Source organism: Pseudarthrobacter sp. alpha12b (genome assembly GCF_054130495.1).
The window spans coordinates 647445-664295 of record NZ_CP196746.1; the positions used below are offsets into that span (position 1 = coordinate 647445).

Below are 16851 nucleotides of genomic sequence, written 5' to 3' on the forward strand. Positions count from 1 at the left end.
ACAGATGAGCGACGTTTCCCTGGTTTCCCGCTTCGATGCGCTCCTCGCCGATCTGGACGGCGTGGTCTACGCCGGGCCAGATGCCATCCCCGGAGCTGTTGAGTCGCTGAAGCAGCTCTCCGGGCTCGGCATCGGCCTGGGCTATGTCACCAACAACGCCTCCCGCTCACCGGCGGAAGTGGCAGCACATCTTCGTGAACTGGGTGCGCCCGCAGCGGACAACCAGGTTGTCAGTTCTTCCCAGGCGGCGGCCGAGCTGCTCGCCTCCATGCTGGCACCCGGGTCAAAGGTCCTCATCACCGGCAGTGCTGCACTCGCCCGTGAAATTGAGCTTGCAGGCCTGGTGCCGGTCGCCGGCCAGGACGAGGACCCGGTCGCCGTGGTCCAGGGGTTCAGCCCCGCCCTTGGCTGGAAAGACCTGGCGGAAGCCACGTACGTGGTGAACGCCGGTGCCCTCTGGGTGGCCACCAACACGGACATGTCCATTCCCCAGGCGCGCGGGATCGCACCGGGAAACGGCACCCTGGTTGCCGCGGTCGCTGCGGCCACTGGCCAGCAGCCCAAAGTCGCGGGAAAACCGGAGGCGCCGCTGTTCCATTCAGCTGCCAAGCGCCTCGGGGCCGAGCGTCCCCTGGTGGTGGGCGACCGGCTGGACACGGACATCCTGGGCGGCAACAACGCCGGGTTCGCCACCGTGGCTGTCCTGACCGGCGTCGACACGCGCGAGACCATCCTGGCGGCCCGGGCCGCGGAACGTCCCGACTACATCATCGAAAACCTCACGGACCTGCACCGCCCGTACCCGGACGTAACGCACGACGACGGCACCTACACCTGCGGCCAGTCCACGGCGCGCGTGGCCAATGATGCCGTGGGCATCATTGGCAGCCAGGACCACATCGACTCCTGGCGCGCGGCGTGTGCGGCCTGGTGGGCCGGTACCCCCGATGCGGCAACCCCCCAGGCGCCCAAGCTGGTGTGGCTGGATCACTAGACTGGTTCAATGACCGAGCTGACCGAACCGGACCATGCGACAGCCGAGCCGGCCCCGGAGTGGCCGCAGACCGGCCAGGACATCACCGATCCGCAGGTGGCGCAGGCCACGGCCAGGCTTCTCGACCTGCCAGGGCTTCCAACAGCGGACCACGAAGCCGTCTACAACATGCTTCACGATGACCTGCTGGCGGCCCTCAACAGCGATCCCGCAAGCGGCGATCCAACAGGCAGCGCCCAGGCCGGCGGGGGAGCCTGATGCCGGTGCGCCTTGACCAGGCACTGGTAGCCCGCGGACTCGCAAGGTCGCGGACCCACGCAGCCTCGCTCATCGCCGAAGGCAAGGTCAGTTCCGGCGGCCAGATCCTTGCCAAGGCCTCCCTCCAGGTGGACGACAGCCGGGACCTGGCCGTCGAACACGATGACCAGGACACCTACGCCAGCCGGGCAGGCCACAAGCTGGCCGGCGCCCTGGACGCCTTCCCGGACGTATCTGCCCAAGGGAAAAGGTGCCTTGACGCCGGTGCCTCCACCGGCGGCTTCACCGACGTCCTCCTTCGGCGGGGCGCCGCGCACGTGGTGGCGGTCGACGTCGGGCACGGCCAGCTGGTGCCGCACCTGCGCAGCGACCCGCGCGTGGACGTTCACGAAGGGATGAACGTCAGGTACATGGCGCCCGCTGACATCGGCGGCCTGGCCGCGCTGACGGTCGCCGACCTGTCCTTCATCTCCCTCACCCTCGTGGTGCAGCCGCTGGCAGACTGCACCGAACCAGGCGGTGACCTGGTGCTGATGGTCAAGCCGCAGTTCGAGATCGGCAAGGACCGCCTGGGCCGCACCGGCGTCGTCACATCGGAGCGCGAGCGCCGGATGGCCGTGGAGAAGGTGGCGAGGGCAGCGCTGGACGCCGGCCTGGATCTCTGCGGCCTGGCGGTCAGTCCGTTGCCCGGACAGGACGGAAACGTCGAATACTTCCTGTGGATAAAACGCAGGATCACCAAAGACTTGCCTAAGATCGAAGAGCGAGAGTCAGCAGCCGCTGCCTTGCTCGGACAAATCTGGCAGAACCACTAGAGAGCGGAACCTGATGAGCAGGCGTGTACTGGTCCTTGCCCACACCGGCCGCGAGGAGTCATTGAAAGCCGCCTGGGAAGCCTGCGCCCTGCTGCATGCCTCAGGGATGGTCTCCGTGATGCAGGAGTCCGAGCTGGGGGACATGGAGCGGTTCTTCGGACATCTGGCGCAGCCGGTGGAGGTCCTTCACGACCATGTCCAGCTGCCCGACGTGGAACTGGTCATGGTCCTGGGCGGCGACGGGACCATTCTGCGGGCCGCCGAGCTGGTCCGCGAAGTGGACGTGCCACTGCTGGGCGTCAACCTGGGCCATGTTGGCTTCCTGGCCGAAAGTGAGCGGGCGGACCTGGCCCAGACCGTCGAATGGATCGCCAGCCGCGAGTACACGGTTGAAGAGCGGATGACCATCGATGTCCAGGTGTGGGTCAAGGGACAAAAGATCTGGCACACGTGGGCGCTGAACGAGGCCGCCATCGAGAAGGCCAACCGCGAACGGATGCTGGAAGTAGTGACCGAGGTGGACGAGCGCCCGCTGACGTCCTTCGGCTCTGACGGCATCGTCCTGGCCACTCCCACGGGGTCCACGGCCTACGCGTTCTCCGCAGGCGGGCCGGTGGTGTGGCCGGAGGTTGAGGCCCTGGTCATCGTGCCCATCAGTGCCCACGCGCTCTTCGCCAAGCCCCTCGTCGTCTCACCCCGGTCAAAACTTGCCGTCGAAGTGCTGGGCCGGACGGATGCCCAGGGCGTGCTCTGGTGCGACGGCCGCCGCTCGGTGGACCTGCCGCCCGGCGCCCGGGTGGAGGTAACCAAGTCCGCCACTCCCGTCCGGCTGGCCCGCACCCACCAGACACCGTTCTCCGCCCGCCTGGTCCGCAAGTTCGAGCTGCCCATCCATGGCTGGCGCGGCCCCGTGCCCAAGTCAGATGCCGTGCACACCGGCCCCATCCCCATTGTGCGGACGCCGCGGCCCATGCCGCCGCTGCCGGTACCGCATGCGGAGAACCCGGACAGCGATCCCGATCCGTCGACTGCGAAGTGAATCCATGCTTGAAGAACTGAGAATCCGCGATCTGGGCGTCATCACCGATGCAACGCTTCCGCTCGGCCCCGGGCTGAGTGTGGTGACCGGCGAAACCGGTGCCGGCAAAACCATGGTGGTCACCGCCGTCGGACTGCTGCTGGGGGCGCGTTCGGACGCCGGAGCGGTCCGGAGCGGCGCGAAAAGCGCCACCGCAGAAGCAGTCCTCAAGCTCGACGCCGGGCACCCAGCCATCGCCCGTGCCCTTGATGCCGGTGCCGAAGTCGAGGAGTTCGACGGCGGCGCCGAGCTCATCCTGGCCCGTCGCCTGGGCGCTGACGGCCGCAGCCGCGCGTTCCTGGGTGGCCGGGCTGCACCGGTGGGCGTCCTGGCCGAGATCGGCGAGTCCCTGGTGGTGGTGCACGGCCAGTCGGACCAGATCAGGCTCAAAAGCGCCACCGCGCAGCGGGAAGCCCTGGACAAGTTCGCGGGGGACAACCTGGCCGGCCCGTTGGCCGCGTACCAGGAGTTGTACAGCCGGTGGAAGTCCAGCCAGGCGGAACTGGACAGCCTGCGGAGCGCCGCGCGGGACCGGCTTCGAGAAGCCGAATCCCTGGAGGCGGCCCTCGCCGAAATAGACGAGGTCGATCCACAGCCTGGGGAGGACGAGCTGCTGAAGGCAGAGGCCGTCAAGCTCGCCAACGTGGAGGAACTGCGGATCGCGGCAAGTACGGCGCACCAGGCCCTCATTGCCGAGGACTTCGGCGAGACCGGCGATGCCACCACCCTGGTCGATTCCGCCAAGCGCACTTTGGAGCACGTAGCCGAGCACGATGCCGAGCTGGGGTCCGCGGCCGCCCGGCTGGCAGAGGTGGGATTCCTGCTCAATGACATCGCCACCGAACTGGCCAGCTACCAGGCCGGCCTGGACACCGAGGGCCCCGAACGGCTCGCCGAAATCGAGGACCGCCGGGCAGCCCTGGCCAAGCTGGTCCGCAAATACGCCCCCACCATCGACGAAGTGCTGGAGTGGGCGGAAAAGGCTCGCCTCCGGTACGACGAGCTGCAGGACGACTCCTCCCGCATCGAGGCGCTGGACGCGGAGGTGGTACGCGCCGAAGCGGAGCTGACCAGGCAGTCTGCTGCCATCAGCAAGATCCGTGCCAAGGCCGCCAAGGACCTGTCCGCCCGCGTCAGCGCCGAACTGAAGGCCCTGGCCATGGCCGACGCCACGCTGGTGATCAACCTCGAGCCCGCCGGGCAGCTGGGCCCGCACGGCGCGGACGAGATCAGCTTCCTGCTGCAGCCGCACTCCGGTGCGCCGGCCAGGCCGCTTGGCAAGGGCGCGTCAGGTGGTGAATTGTCCCGTGTGATGCTTGCCATCGAGGTGGTGCTCGCCGCCGTCGACCCCGTCCCCACGTTTGTGTTCGACGAGGTGGACGCCGGCGTGGGCGGCCGCGCCGCCGTCGAGATCGGCCGCCGGCTGGCGATGCTGGCACGCCACGTCCAGGTGCTGGTGGTCACGCACCTTCCGCAGGTGGCCGCCTTCGCGGACCAGCACATCACCGTGACCAAGACTTCCGTCAGGGGAGCCGACGGCGGCACCGCCACCGGGTTCACCTCCAGTGACGTCCGCCTCCTTGACGGGCCGGAGCGAGTGCGTGAGCTCGCCCGGATGCTGGCCGGCCAGGAAGACTCCGAGTCTGCCCGGGCGCACGCCCAGGAACTGCTGGATGACGCAAAACTCCTGCCACAGCGGGCCTGACAAGGGAAAGCAGCGGGGGACCAGGCAGGCCGGACCCTCTGGTTGAGGATGGACAGCCCTTGATTCAGGGCCCCCGGCCCAGCAGACTGGAACGCTTGGGTGCAGGTTCCGCCCGATCCGTGGAAGGCTCAATTGATGATAGGCTCGAATTCCGTGGTGCAGCGATCAAATTCCCGTGTAAATTCCCGGTTCCCGGGCTCCTCCAAGATGACCAAGCACATCTTCGTCACCGGCGGTGTGGCGTCCTCGCTCGGTAAGGGACTGACGGCCTCCAGCCTCGGTCATCTGCTCCGGGCCCGCGGCTTGTCCGTAACGATGCAGAAGCTCGATCCCTACCTGAACGTGGATCCGGGCACAATGAACCCCTTCCAGCACGGTGAGGTCTTCGTCACGGACGACGGCGCAGAGACGGACCTGGACATCGGGCACTACGAGCGCTTCCTCGACGAGAACCTCGAAGGTTCCGCGAACGTCACCACCGGCCAGGTGTACTCCACGGTGATCGCCAAGGAACGGCGTGGCGAATACCTCGGCGACACCGTCCAGGTCATCCCGCACATCACGGACGAAATCAAACGCCGCATGCGCCTGCCTGCCGAAGGCAAGAACGCCCCCGACGTCATCATCACCGAAATCGGCGGCACCGTTGGCGATATCGAATCCCAGCCGTTCCTCGAATCAGCCCGCCAGGTCCGCCAGGATGTGGGCCGCGGCAACGTCTTCTTCGTCCACGTCTCGCTGGTCCCGTACATCGGACCGTCGCAGGAACTGAAGACCAAGCCCACCCAGCACTCGGTAGCGGCCCTGCGCTCCATCGGCATCCAGCCTGAAGCCATCGTCATCCGGTCCGACCGCGAGATCCCCGAAGCCATGCGCGCCAAGATCGGCCGCATGTGCGACGTCGACCTTGAGGCGGTCATCGGCTGCCCGGACGCCCCCAGCATCTATGACATCCCCAAGACCCTGCACACGCAGGGCCTGGACTCGTACATCGTCCGTGCCCTGGACCTCCCGTTCAAGGACGTGGACTGGACCAGCTGGGACCGTCTCCTGGAGGCCGTTCACAACCCGAAGCACGAGGTCGAAATTGCCTTGGTGGGCAAGTACATCGACCTTCCGGACGCGTACCTCTCGGTGACCGAGGCGCTGCGTGCCGGCGGCTTTGCCAACGAGGCCAAGGTCAAGATCCGGTGGGTCCCGTCGGACGAGTGCGAAACCCGCGAAGGTGCCATTAAGGCGCTGGACGGCGTGGACGCCATCTGCGTGCCGGGCGGCTTCGGTATCCGTGGCCTCGAAGGCAAGCTGGGCGCCCTCAAGTTCGCCCGCGAGACCAAGCTGCCCGTGCTGGGCCTGTGCCTTGGCCTGCAGTGCATGGTCATCGAGTACGCCCGCAACGTGGTGGGACTGGAGGGCGCTTCCTCCAGTGAGTTCGAGCCGGACTCCAAGTACCCGGTCATCGCCACCATGGAGGAGCAGCTCGAGTTCGTTGAAGGCCGTGGCGACCTGGGCGGCACCATGCGCCTTGGCCTCTACGAAGCCAAGCTGGATGAGGGCTCGGTCATTGCCGGAACCTACGGCAAGACCACCGTCAGCGAACGCCACCGGCACCGCTACGAGGTCAACAACAAGTACCGCCAGCAGATTGCCGAGAAGGGCCTGGTCTTCTCCGGCACCTCCCCGGACGGCAAGCTCGTCGAATTCGTTGAGCTGCCTGCCGACGTCCACCCGTACTACGTAGCCACCCAGGCGCACCCCGAGCTGAGCTCGCGGCCCACCCGCCCGCACCCGCTGTTCACCGGTTTGGTCAAGGCCGCCCTGGACCACCAGGGCGCTGGCCGGCAGGGCGTTGCCGACACGGCTGCGCCCACGGCAGGGGAGCCTGCAGCATCCGGTACCGTTACCGCTAAGTAGTCAATAGAACAAAAAGGACGGCGCGATGCCTGGTACACCTGAAGCCACCCCTGCCAAACAGGTTTCGGATGCACCAAGCCCGCGCCGTCTTTTGTCCACTGAGAAGGTCTACCAGGGCCGGATCTGGGACGTCGTCAGCGATACCTTCCAGCTCTCCGAATCCGGGGACGCCCTCACCCGTGACTACATCGACCACCCCGGCGCTGTTGCCGTCCTGCCCATGAATGACGAAGGCCAGATCCTGCTTCTGAAGCAGTACCGGCACCCCGTGGGCATGGATCTATGGGAGGTCCCCGCGGGCCTGCTGGACATCGAAGGCGAAGACTTCGTGGTGGGGGCGGCACGGGAGCTCGCTGAGGAAGCAGATTTGGCGGCCGGGACCTGGAACGTGCTGGCCGATGTCTTCAATTCCCCGGGGTCCTCCAGTGAGGCCATCCGCATCTATCTGGCGCGCGACCTCACGGAGGTGCCGCATCACGAGCGCCACGAGCGGACTGATGAGGAAGCGGAGATCGAATTCCACTGGATCAGCCTGGACGATGCCGTGGACTCTGTGCTGGCCGGCCGCCTGCACAACCCGTCCGCCGTCGTCGGGATCCTCGCCGCCGCGGCCGCCCGGGCAGGCAGCTACGAGGGACTCCGCCCCGCCGACGCCCCTTGGCCCGCGCACCCCAGCCAGCGCTGATGGGTCCGGGTCCTGCGGCTGAAGCGGCACCAGAGGTGGAACCCGCACCTGTGGTCGGACCGGCTCCGGGCGCTGGAACGGCCGGTGCCGCCCCTGCGGGAATCCCGTCCGCGATCGACCGGGGAATCACCGATTACCTCCAGCACGTGGGCGTGGAACGGGGACTGGCCGCAAACACCCTGGCAGCCTACCGGAGGGACCTGGCCAGGTACGCCCGCTACCTCGCCGCCGCGGGCTGCTCGCGCCCCGGGGACATCACCCGGCACCATGTCACCGGCTACGTCCGTGCCCTCTCCGACGGGTCCGACGGCGGCTCCACCCTGGGCGTGCGCTCCGCGGCCCGGACCGTGGTGGCCGTCAGGGGGCTGCACAAGTTCTGGGCCCTGGAGGGCCACACGCCAGCGGATCCGGCCAGCGAAGTGCATCCGCCCATGGCCGGCAAACGGCTGCCCAAAGCCATCAGCGTTGACGAGGTAACCCGCATCCTTGAAGCGGCGGGAACGGACACCGCCACGGGACTGCGTGACCGCGCCCTGCTTGAATTCCTCTACTCCACCGGCGCCAGGATCAGTGAAGCTGTGGGACTGGACGTTGACGATATCTCCCTTGCCGAGCCGGAATCCGGCCCTGCCATTGTCCGGCTTTTCGGCAAGGGATCGAAGGAACGCCTGGTGCCGCTGGGATCCTACGGGGCCCGGGCACTCGATGCCTACCTGGTCCGCGGACGCCCGCTGCTTGCCGCCAAAGGGAAGGGCACGCCGGCGCTGTTCCTCAATGCCCGCGGCGGCAGGATCAGCCGGCAGAGTGCCTGGACCATCCTGAAGGCGGCAGCGGAGAAAGCCAACATCACCCGGGATGTATCGCCGCACACGCTGCGGCACTCGTTCGCCACCCATCTTCTTGAAGGCGGCGCCGACGTTCGGGTAGTGCAGGAACTGCTGGGCCACGCCTCCGTGACCACCACACAGGTGTACACGCTGGTCACCGCCGATACCCTGCGCGAGATCTACGCCGCGGCGCATCCCCGCGCGTTGGGCTGACCAGCCGGGCTCCTTGCCGGCCCGCTATCCCCAGCCGGAAAAATATCCTGTGTGCACTGTAAGAAATGGTCAGGCCCGGGACACTTAGCTTTTACGAGGAAGTCATCACGGGGTCCGGGGGAAACACTATGTTGGCCGCAGAAGCGCAGGCGTTCATTGAACTCCACACTCAGCATTCCGGGCGGGTTTACCGCTACATCGCCTGCCGCATCACAGACCGGTACCGGGCCGAGGAACTCGCGGCGGACGTATTCAGGATTGCCTGGGAGAAACAATTGCCGGAACCGCCCGGCATCGGGTGGCTGCTGGCCACCGCACGGCATGTGCTCGGAAATGAGTACAGGGGCCGCCGTCGCCGCCAGGAGCTCATCGAACGCCTGAAGGACCAGGCCCGCGGACAGTGCCCTGAGCCGGACACGGCGGAACAGGAGGCCGTGGCGGAAGTGCTCATCCGCCTGAGGGAACGCGACCGCGAAGTCCTGATGCTCAGCTACTGGGACGATCTGACCATCCCCGAACTGGGCCAGGCCCTGGAATGTTCCCCCGGCGCCGCTGCAGTGCGGCTGCACCGGGCCCGCCGCGCATTCGCGAATGCCGCGCCCCAGCACCTCATGACCGAACGGAAGGATTAGCCATGGACCGCATCGAACAGCTGATGAAAGCTGCCAAACCCCGGACCGGGGCATCGGACCGGGTCCCTGGCAACGATGCCGTCCGCTCCATCATCCTTCCCGCCGACCCGGACGTCCTTTACCCGGCCGGCGGCACATCAGGAGGGCGCCCTCCGGTACGGCGAACTGCCGTGCGGACCGCCGCTGCTACTGTCCTCGCTGCCGCGGCAGTGGCGGGAGCAGTGGTGGTGGGCGGCACCATCATGCCGCAGCCGGTGCCTGGTCCCGCTCGGACCGGCACTGCCCCCGCCACAACGGCCGGCCCCTCCGCGACCCCAAGCCCCCCGTCAAGTGCCGGGCTGCCGGTAGCGGCGTCAACCGCCCCTGCCGGCAACGGAGCGGCAACGCCGGAAACGGGCGGTGTGGCGTGCACCATGGCCAACGTGGACCTGCAGCGCAGTGACCAGCAACGGGCAATCCTGCCGATTCCCGCCGCCGAGCAGAAGTACTACACGGTCCTGGGCTGTGCCGAAGGATGGCTCGCGTTCTCCATCTCCGATGAAGGAGCCAGGGCGCAGCAGCTCGACGGCGGCAACGCCTGGTACCAGCTCGCAAAGCTGCAGGACGGCCGGTTCCTTTGCGATTTCCGGCAAATCTACTCGAGTGTCTTCAACTGGGAATTCCAGGCGATGAACAACCAGGGTCTGACACCCCAGCAGGCGATGGACAAGGAATTCGAGCAGAAGGGGATTCCGGTGGAACTTCGGCAGGAACTCGTTGGCGACGGTCCGGCGGCCAAATAACTCCGCCCACTGGGGCCGGTTATAGGGTGGGGCACATGAGATACACCGCAGTCACCCTGTGTTTCCTCCTGCGCGAGGGGCCAACTGGTGCCGAGGTGCTGCTGGGACTGAAGCAAACCGGCTTCGGCAAGGGCAAGATCGTTGGCATCGGCGGCCACGTGGAACCGGGGGAGACCGACGCTCAGGCGGTGATCCGTGAGGTCCTCGAAGAAACCGCAGTAGTGCTCCGTCACGAGGACCTGGCTGACGCCGGTACCGTCCGTTTTGTCTTCCCCGCCAGGCCGGAATGGAACATGGCCACCCGTCTCTTCACCGCGCGCACCTGGCACGGCGAGCCGGTGCCCAGCGACGAAATCCTGCCTGAGTGGTTCAGCGTCCAGGCCCTTCCGGTGGACCGCATGTGGCAGGACGCCGACCACTGGCTGCCCGTGGTGCTCGAAGGCGGCCGGGTGAATGTGGTTGTCACCATGCACACCGATAACGAGTCCGTCGCGTCGTCTGAAAGCCTCCTGGGCTAGGAGGACAAACGCCAGGCCGTTAAACGTCCGACGGCGGGTAGGCACCAGGGTGCCCGCCCGCCGTCGGACGTTCCTGCCAAAGGCTAGGCCAGGTGCCGTTCCTCCACGCCGTTGTATTCGCTCAGCGGGCGGATCAGCGAGTTCGCGTCCAGCTGCTCCATGATGTGCGCCGTCCAGCCGGTGATCCGGCTGGCGACGAACAGGGGAGTGAACGTGGGGGTGTCGAAGCCCATCAGGTGGTACGTGGGCCCGGCGGGGTAGTCCAGGTTCGGCTTGATGGCCTTGGCCTCGTCCATCGCCGTCTCCAGTCCGTTGTACAGCCCCAGCAGCTCCGGCCTGCCGTAGTGCGCGATCATCTTGTCCAGGGCGGCCTTCATGGTGGGCACCCGGGAATCACCGTGCTTGTAGACGCGGTGGCCGAAGCCCATGACCTTCTTCTTCTGCGCCAGGGCATCCTCCATCCAGGCCTTCGCCCGGGCCGCAGCCTCTTCGAGCGACTCTTCCTGCCGGATGCCGATCTCGTCGAAGGTGTGCATCACGGCCTCGTTCGCTCCGCCGTGCAGCGGACCCTTCAGGGCGCCAATGGCTCCTGTGACCGCTGAGTGCAAGTCAGAGAGCGTGGAGGTGATGACGCGCGCGGTGAACGTTGACGCATTGAAGGAGTGCTCGGCGTAGAGGATCATCGAGACGTTGAAGGCCTCGATGACTTCCGGAACCTGCTCCTCGCCGAAGGCCATCCACAGGAAGTTCGCCGAGTAGCCCAGATCCTCCCGCGGCTCCACCAGCTCCTGGCCGTGGCGGCGGCGCTGGTCATAGGCCACTACCGCGGGCATGGCAGCGAACAGGTCCACGGCTTTGGCCATGTTGGCCTCCCGCGAGGAGTCCTCGGCCAGGGGATGCCGGGCGCCCATCACGGAGGCCGCGGTCCTGCAGACATCCATCGGGTGCGAGGTCACCGGCAAGGCATCGATGACCTGCTTGACCACGGGGTCAAGGGCGCGGCCGGCGCGCTCCCTCGCGGTGAACTCAGCCAGCTGCTCTTTGGTGGGCAACTCCCCGTTCCACAGCAGGTAGGCCACTTCCTCGAAGCTGCACCTGGCCGCCAGTTCCTGGACGGGATAGCCCCGGTACAGCAGGGAGTTCGTGTCAGGGTTGACCTTGGAGACCGCGGTGTAGTCCACCACGACGCCGGCAAGGCCCTTTTTGATCTCATTTTCAGCCATGCTGAAACTCCTTTGTTCCTAACGCCTGTTGACCGGCCGGGGCCGGCAGTCCGGTGGGGTGTCAGACACCGGGGATCTGGAAGTTGAAGACCCCGGTGTCAAAGCGGTTGTAGGCCTCGTAATCGACGAGGTCGTAGAGACGCGCACGGGTCAGCATGCTCGAAACCTGGGCCTCCTGGGTGCCGTCGGATTTGATCGATTCCAGAGTACGCTCAGCAGCACCCATGGCACTACGGAGCAGCGTCACCGGGTAGATGACCATGTTGACGCCCACGCCGGCCAACTCCTCCACGGTGAACAGCGCGCTCTTGCCGAACTCGGTCATGTTCGCCAGGATCGGCACGTCAACAGCGTCCCGGATGGCCTGGAATTCGCTGAGGTCCTTCATGGCTTCCGGGAAGATCGCGTCCGCCCCGGCTTCAACCAGGGCCTTGGCACGTTGCTGGGCGGCCTCGAGGCCGTCCGTGGCCCGGATGTCGGTGCGGGCCATGATCAGGAAGTTCGGGTCCCGGCGGGCGTCGGCCGCGGCGCGGATGCGTTTGGTGGCGGTCTCCAGGTCCACCACGTTCTTGCCGTCCAGGTGGCCGCAGCGCTTCGGGTTGAATTGGTCCTCGATGTGCAGCCCTGCCAGGCCTGCGTTCTCGAGTTCCTGCACGGTCCGGGCCACGTTCATGGGCTCGCCGAACCCGGTGTCGGCGTCGACGATCGAGGGCAGGTCCGTCATGCGGGCGATCTGCCCGGCACGGGTGGCCACCTCCGTGAGCGTGGTGAGCCCGATGTCCGGCAGGCCCAGGTCATTAGCCAGGACGGCGCCGGAAATGTAAACACCAGCGAAGCCCTTCTCCTCGATCAGCCGGGCCGACAGCGGGTTGAACGCGCCGGGGAACTGCTGGATGGTCCCGGAGGAAAGCAGTTCCCGGAACCGGATCCGCTTCTGCTCCGGGGTGGTCTTCGAATACAGCATCAGAAGAGTCCCTTCGGTGCCGCCGCCAGGTCGATGACGCCGGGAGCGGCGGTGATGTTCAGCTGGTCCAGTTCCCCGGCCGCCAGTTCCGGGAGGCGTTCGACGGCGGCGAGGAACCGTTCGATCTCGGCCTCCTCCACCAGGCCTGCGGCGAGCGTGCGGAACTTGTTGATGTACTGCTCCCTGGCGAACGGGCGGGCGCCGAGGGGGTGGGCGTCGGCGACGGCGATTTCATCGGTGATGACGGTGCCGTCGGTGAGCGTGATCTCCACGGAGCCGCCGAAGGCCTTTTCTGCGATGTCCAGGGAGTGGTAGCGGCGGGTCCATTCCGGATCTTCCACCGTGGTGACCTTGTGCCACAGCTCCACGGTGTCCGGGCGTGCGGCGCGCTGCGGGGCGTAGGAGTCCACGTGGTGCCAGGCGCCGTCCTGCAGTGCCACGGTGAAGATGTACGGGATGGAGTGGTCCAGGGTTTCGCGGGACGCGGTGGGGGAGTACTTCTGGGGGTCGTTGGCGCCGGAGCCGATCACGTAGTGCGTGTGGTGGCTGGTCTTGATCAGCACGGACTCGACGTTGGCCGGGTCGGTCACCTCGGGGTGTTCACGGTGCAGCTTGCGGGCCAGGTCGATCCAGGCCTGCGCCTGGTACTCGGCGGAGTGTTCCTTGGTGTAGGTGTCCAGGATGGCGCGCTTGGCTTCACCGGGCGTGGGAAGCGGGACCATGTAGGACGCGTCCGGGCCGTCGAGCATCCAGGCGATGACGCCGTCTTCGCCTTCGTAGATGGGCACGGGGGAGGTCTGGCCGCGCATGGCCCGGTCCGCGGACTCGATGGCCATCTTCCCGGCGAACGCCGGGGCGTGGGCCTTCCAGGTGGAGATCTCGCCCTTGCGGGACTGCCGGGTGGCGGTGGTGGTGTGCAGCGCCTGGCCCACGGACTGGAAGATGGTTTCGACGTCGAGGCCCAGCAGGGTGCCGATCCCGGCGGCTGCGGAGGGGCCCAGGTGCGCCACGTGGTCGATCTTGTGCTTGTGCAGGCAGATGGCCTTGACCAGGTTGACCTGGATCTCGTAGCCGGTGGCGATGCCGCGGATCAGGTCGTGGCCGTTGGCGCCGACGTGCTGGGCGACGGCAAGGATCGGCGGGATGTTGTCGCCGGGGTGGGAGTACTCCGCGGCGAGGAAGGTGTCGTGGTAGTCCAGTTCCCGGACAGCCACGCCGTTTGCCCATGCAGCCCACTCCGGCGCCACCCGCTCCTCGATGCCGAAGACCTTGGAACCCTTGCCGCCGGTGCTGGGTCCGTGCGTGAGCGCCTGGGCGCGTGCTGCGACGATCGGGGCCCGGTTCAGGGAAGCGATGGCCACCGACGCGTTGTCAATGACGCGGTTGATCACCATGTCGGTCACTTCGTCGGTGACGGCGACGGGATCGGCCGCGACCTGGGCGATCTTGTAGGCGAGCTGGTCCTCGCGGGGCAGGTTTTCTTCACTCTTGTAGACGCGGACGTGGTGTTCCTTAACCATGATGCTCCTTCGGTTGGGATGCGTGGGTTGCTTTGACGTGGGAGAGGCTTCGGTGCAGGTGGACGACGGTAGCCGCCTCGGCGAGCTTCGGGTTGCCGGCTGCGATGGCCTCCGCGATGGCGGCGTGTTCGGCGGCTGCGGCGGTGAGGCGGCAGGCGTCATCAGCGGCGAGCCGTCGGATCCGGACCAGGTGCACGCGCAGGCTTCGCATGGCCTGGGCCAGGTAGGAGTTGGAGATGGCGGCGTCGATGGCTGTGTCGAGCCGGCCCACCAGTTCGTAATAGTCGTGCAGGGCGGGGTTGTCGCCGCTGATCAACCGCGGAGCCTCGAGCAGTTCACGCTGAAGTTGCTCGAACGTGCCGGCGTCGCCGCGCCGGGCGGCCAATGCCGCGGCCTTGCCTTCAAGGGTTTCGCGCAGTTCGAACAGTTCGTCGATGTCCTCAAGCGAGATGTCGGTAACGACGACGCCGCGGCCGCCCGCCGTCGTCAGCCCTTCCGCCGTAAGGCGGCCCAGTGCCTCCCGCAGGGGTGTGCGCGAGACGCCGAGGCGCTCGGACTGTTCCACCTCGGCCAGGACGGTGCCGGGCGCCAGGCGCCATTCGATGATGTCGTCGCGCAGGGCCGCATAGGCCTTGTCACTGGCGCGCATGGTGGTCTCCTTCCTCGGTGACGGCACCAGTGTATACAAAACAGCTGCCCGAATACAGTAAAATCCGGAAAATAAGGAATCGGCGCCGCCCCATGTATACAAAACCCTTGTGGGAGGCGGCCGCCGCCCGCTACCATGGCTGCATCACATCGTCGTGGACGGGATACCCCTCATGGTCACCAACAGCTACCGGGACAGCTACCAGCGCAGCGTCGAACAGCCCGAGGATTTCTGGCTGGCGGCAGCGCAAAAAATCTCCTGGATCGCTCCGCCGGGCCGGGCCCTGGACTCCAGCCGGGCGCCTCTCTACCGCTGGTTTCCGGACGGGCAGCTGAACACCTGCTACAACGCGCTGGACCGGCACGTCGCGGAGGGCCGCGGAGGGCAGGATGCCCTGATCCATGACTCAGCCATGCTGGGAACACAGCAGCGCTACACCTACGCTGAACTGACGGACGTCGTGGCCCGCTTTGCCGGCGTACTGCGGAATCACGGCGTAGGCAAGGGCGACCGGGTGGTGATTTACATGCCGATGATCCCGGAGGCGGCCATCGCCATGCTGGCCACCGCACGGCTGGGCGCGGTCCACTCGGTGGTCTTTGGCGGCTTTGCGCCCAAGGAGCTCGCCGCGCGGATCCGCGATGCCGCCCCCGCCGCAGTGGTCACGGCCTCCGGCGGGATCGAACCCGCCCGGCGCATCGAGTACCTGCCGGCGGTCGCGGAGGCCCTCGATCTGGCCGGCACCCCTGATATCCCCGTCCTGGTCAAAGCACGCGACGGCTTCGCATCGTCGGCCGCAGACTACGCCGGCTGGTTGGACTGGGATACGGCCATGGCATCGGCCAGCCCTGCTGCGCCCGTCGCGGTGCAGGCCACGGACCCGCTGTACATCCTTTACACCTCCGGGACCACCGGCGCGCCCAAGGGCGTGGTGCGGGACAACGGCGGCCACGCCGTCGCCCTGCGCTGGACCCTGGAGAATATCTACGACATCGGTCCCGGTGACGTGATGTGGACCGCCTCGGACGTGGGCTGGGTGGTGGGGCACTCGTACATCGTCTATGGTCCGCTGCTGGCCGGCGCCACCACCGTGATGTACGAGGGCAAGCCGGTGGGCACCCCGGACGCGGGCGCGTTCTGGCGCGTGGTCCAGGACCACAAGGTCAACGTGCTGTTCACCGCCCCTACCGCGCTGCGGGCCATCCGGAAGGCCGATCCGGAGGCGTTGCTGCTGGGAAACTACGACGTCTCCAGCCTGCGGACGCTCTTCGCCGCCGGCGAGCGGCTGGACACCGACACCTTCCATTGGGCATCGCGGGTCCTCGGCGTCCCGGTGGTGGACCACTGGTGGCAGACCGAAACCGGCTGGGCCATCTGTGCCAATCCGCGGGGACTGGAGCCGTTGCCCATTAAGGCCGGCTCCCCGAGCGTTCCCATGCCCGGATTCCGGCTGCGGATCCTCGACGGCGCGGGCGGGGAAGTGGAGCCCGGAACCGAAGGCAACATCGTTCTGGGGCTGCCGCTGCCGCCGGGCACCCTCACCACTCTGTGGGGAAATGACGAACGCTTCATCTCGTCCTACCTGCAGGCGTTCGAGGGCTGCTATGCCACGGGCGATTCCGGCTACCGTGACGAGGACGGGTACCTGTTCGTCATGGGCCGCACCGACGACATCATCAATGTTGCCGGCCACCGGCTGTCCACCGGCGCCATGGAACAGGTGATCGGCCAGCACCCGGCTGTCGCCGAGTGCGCGGTCATTGGGCTCGCCGACCCCCTCAAGGGCCAGCGTCCCAGCGGTTACGTGGTGCTCAAATCAGGGGTGGACATCCCTGAAGATGTCCTGGCAAAGGACCTGGTGGCACTGGTGCGGCGGGACATTGGTGCGGTTGCGGACTTCAAGCACGTGACGGTGGTGGACGCCCTGCCCAAGACCCGGTCCGGGAAGATCCTCCGCAAGACCATGCGCCAGATCGCAGACGGCGAGGAGTACACCGTGCCCTCCACCATCGAAGATCCGGGGGTTATCGACCAGCTGATCGGCACGCTCCGGGTGGGCGGGGCGGAAGCCCGCTGA

At 67.0% G+C, this 16851-nt stretch carries 16 protein-coding genes; 12 read left to right on the top strand and 4 right to left on the bottom strand.

The genetic code is table 11. The annotated features are described in order from the left end of the window. The first annotated feature begins 4 nt into the window (after positions 1–4). From ACTAQI_RS02890 to ACTAQI_RS02940, 11 genes are all read left to right on the top strand, one after another. Complete coding sequence (locus ACTAQI_RS02890; RefSeq protein WP_457949430.1) at positions 5–994, top strand: HAD-IIA family hydrolase; 990 nt, start codon at positions 5–7, stop codon at positions 992–994. A 9-nt stretch (positions 995–1003) separates the two neighbouring features. Next, positions 1004–1252, top strand: coding sequence for a hypothetical protein (locus ACTAQI_RS02895; RefSeq protein WP_457949432.1), 249 nt, complete (start codon positions 1004–1006; stop codon positions 1250–1252). After that, positions 1252–2067 (top strand): TlyA family RNA methyltransferase, encoded by an 816-nt coding sequence (locus ACTAQI_RS02900; RefSeq protein WP_457949433.1) that lies wholly within the window; start codon positions 1252–1254, stop codon positions 2065–2067. The genes ACTAQI_RS02895 and ACTAQI_RS02900 overlap by 1 nt, the downstream gene beginning before the upstream one ends. Positions 2068–2080: 13 nt before the next feature. Further along, positions 2081–3106 (top strand): NAD kinase, encoded by a 1026-nt coding sequence (locus tag ACTAQI_RS02905; RefSeq protein ID WP_457949434.1) that lies wholly within the window; start codon positions 2081–2083, stop codon positions 3104–3106. 4 nt (positions 3107–3110) lie between these two features. Further along, entirely contained in the window at positions 3111–4850 is a 1740-nt protein-coding gene (gene recN, locus ACTAQI_RS02910; RefSeq protein WP_457949435.1) for a DNA repair protein RecN, read from the top strand. Between the two features lie 135 nt (positions 4851–4985). Further along, entirely contained in the window at positions 4986–6761 is a 1776-nt protein-coding gene (locus ACTAQI_RS02915) for a CTP synthase (RefSeq protein ID WP_457949437.1), read from the top strand. A gap of 25 nt (positions 6762–6786) precedes the next feature. Further along, positions 6787–7446, top strand: coding sequence for an NUDIX domain-containing protein (locus ACTAQI_RS02920; RefSeq protein ID WP_457949438.1), 660 nt, complete (start codon positions 6787–6789; stop codon positions 7444–7446). Next, positions 7446–8486 carry a site-specific tyrosine recombinase XerD gene (xerD, locus tag ACTAQI_RS02925; RefSeq protein WP_457949439.1) on the top strand — a complete coding sequence of 347 codons (1041 nt, stop codon included), beginning with the start codon at positions 7446–7448 and terminating at the stop codon, positions 8484–8486. The genes ACTAQI_RS02920 and xerD overlap by 1 nt, the downstream gene beginning before the upstream one ends. Before the next feature lie 128 nt (positions 8487–8614). After that, positions 8615–9118: an RNA polymerase sigma factor gene (locus tag ACTAQI_RS02930; RefSeq protein ID WP_457949441.1), complete on the top strand. Its 504-nt coding sequence runs from the start codon at positions 8615–8617 to the stop codon at positions 9116–9118. A 2-nt stretch (positions 9119–9120) separates the two neighbouring features. After that, the gene (locus ACTAQI_RS02935; RefSeq protein WP_457949442.1) at positions 9121–9900 is read left to right on the top strand and encodes a hypothetical protein; all 780 of its coding nucleotides are present in this window, start codon (positions 9121–9123) and stop codon (positions 9898–9900) included. Between the two features lie 35 nt (positions 9901–9935). Then, positions 9936–10418 carry an 8-oxo-dGTP diphosphatase gene (locus ACTAQI_RS02940; RefSeq protein WP_457949444.1) on the top strand — a complete coding sequence of 161 codons (483 nt, stop codon included), beginning with the start codon at positions 9936–9938 and terminating at the stop codon, positions 10416–10418. Positions 10419–10501: 83 nt separating this feature from the next. Here ACTAQI_RS02940 and ACTAQI_RS02945 read toward each other — a convergent pair whose 3' ends face one another. The 4 genes from ACTAQI_RS02945 to ACTAQI_RS02960 form a co-directional block, all read right to left on the bottom strand. After that, positions 10502–11641 (bottom strand): bifunctional 2-methylcitrate synthase/citrate synthase, encoded by a 1140-nt coding sequence (locus ACTAQI_RS02945; RefSeq protein WP_457949446.1) that lies wholly within the window; start codon positions 11639–11641, stop codon positions 10502–10504. A gap of 61 nt (positions 11642–11702) precedes the next feature. Further along, positions 11703–12605 (bottom strand): methylisocitrate lyase, encoded by a 903-nt coding sequence (prpB, locus tag ACTAQI_RS02950; RefSeq protein WP_457949448.1) that lies wholly within the window; start codon positions 12603–12605, stop codon positions 11703–11705. Then, the gene (locus ACTAQI_RS02955; protein ID WP_457949450.1) at positions 12605–14125 is read right to left on the bottom strand and encodes an MmgE/PrpD family protein; all 1521 of its coding nucleotides are present in this window, start codon (positions 14123–14125) and stop codon (positions 12605–12607) included. Before ACTAQI_RS02955 ends, prpB begins: the two co-directional genes overlap by 1 nt. Continuing rightward, entirely contained in the window at positions 14118–14774 is a 657-nt protein-coding gene (locus ACTAQI_RS02960) for a GntR family transcriptional regulator (protein WP_457949452.1), read from the bottom strand. Before ACTAQI_RS02960 ends, ACTAQI_RS02955 begins: the two co-directional genes overlap by 8 nt. A 172-nt stretch (positions 14775–14946) precedes the next feature. On the opposite strand from ACTAQI_RS02960, the gene ACTAQI_RS02965 reads away from it, so the two are divergent. Next, entirely contained in the window at positions 14947–16851 is a 1905-nt protein-coding gene (locus ACTAQI_RS02965) for a propionyl-CoA synthetase (protein ID WP_457950975.1), read from the top strand.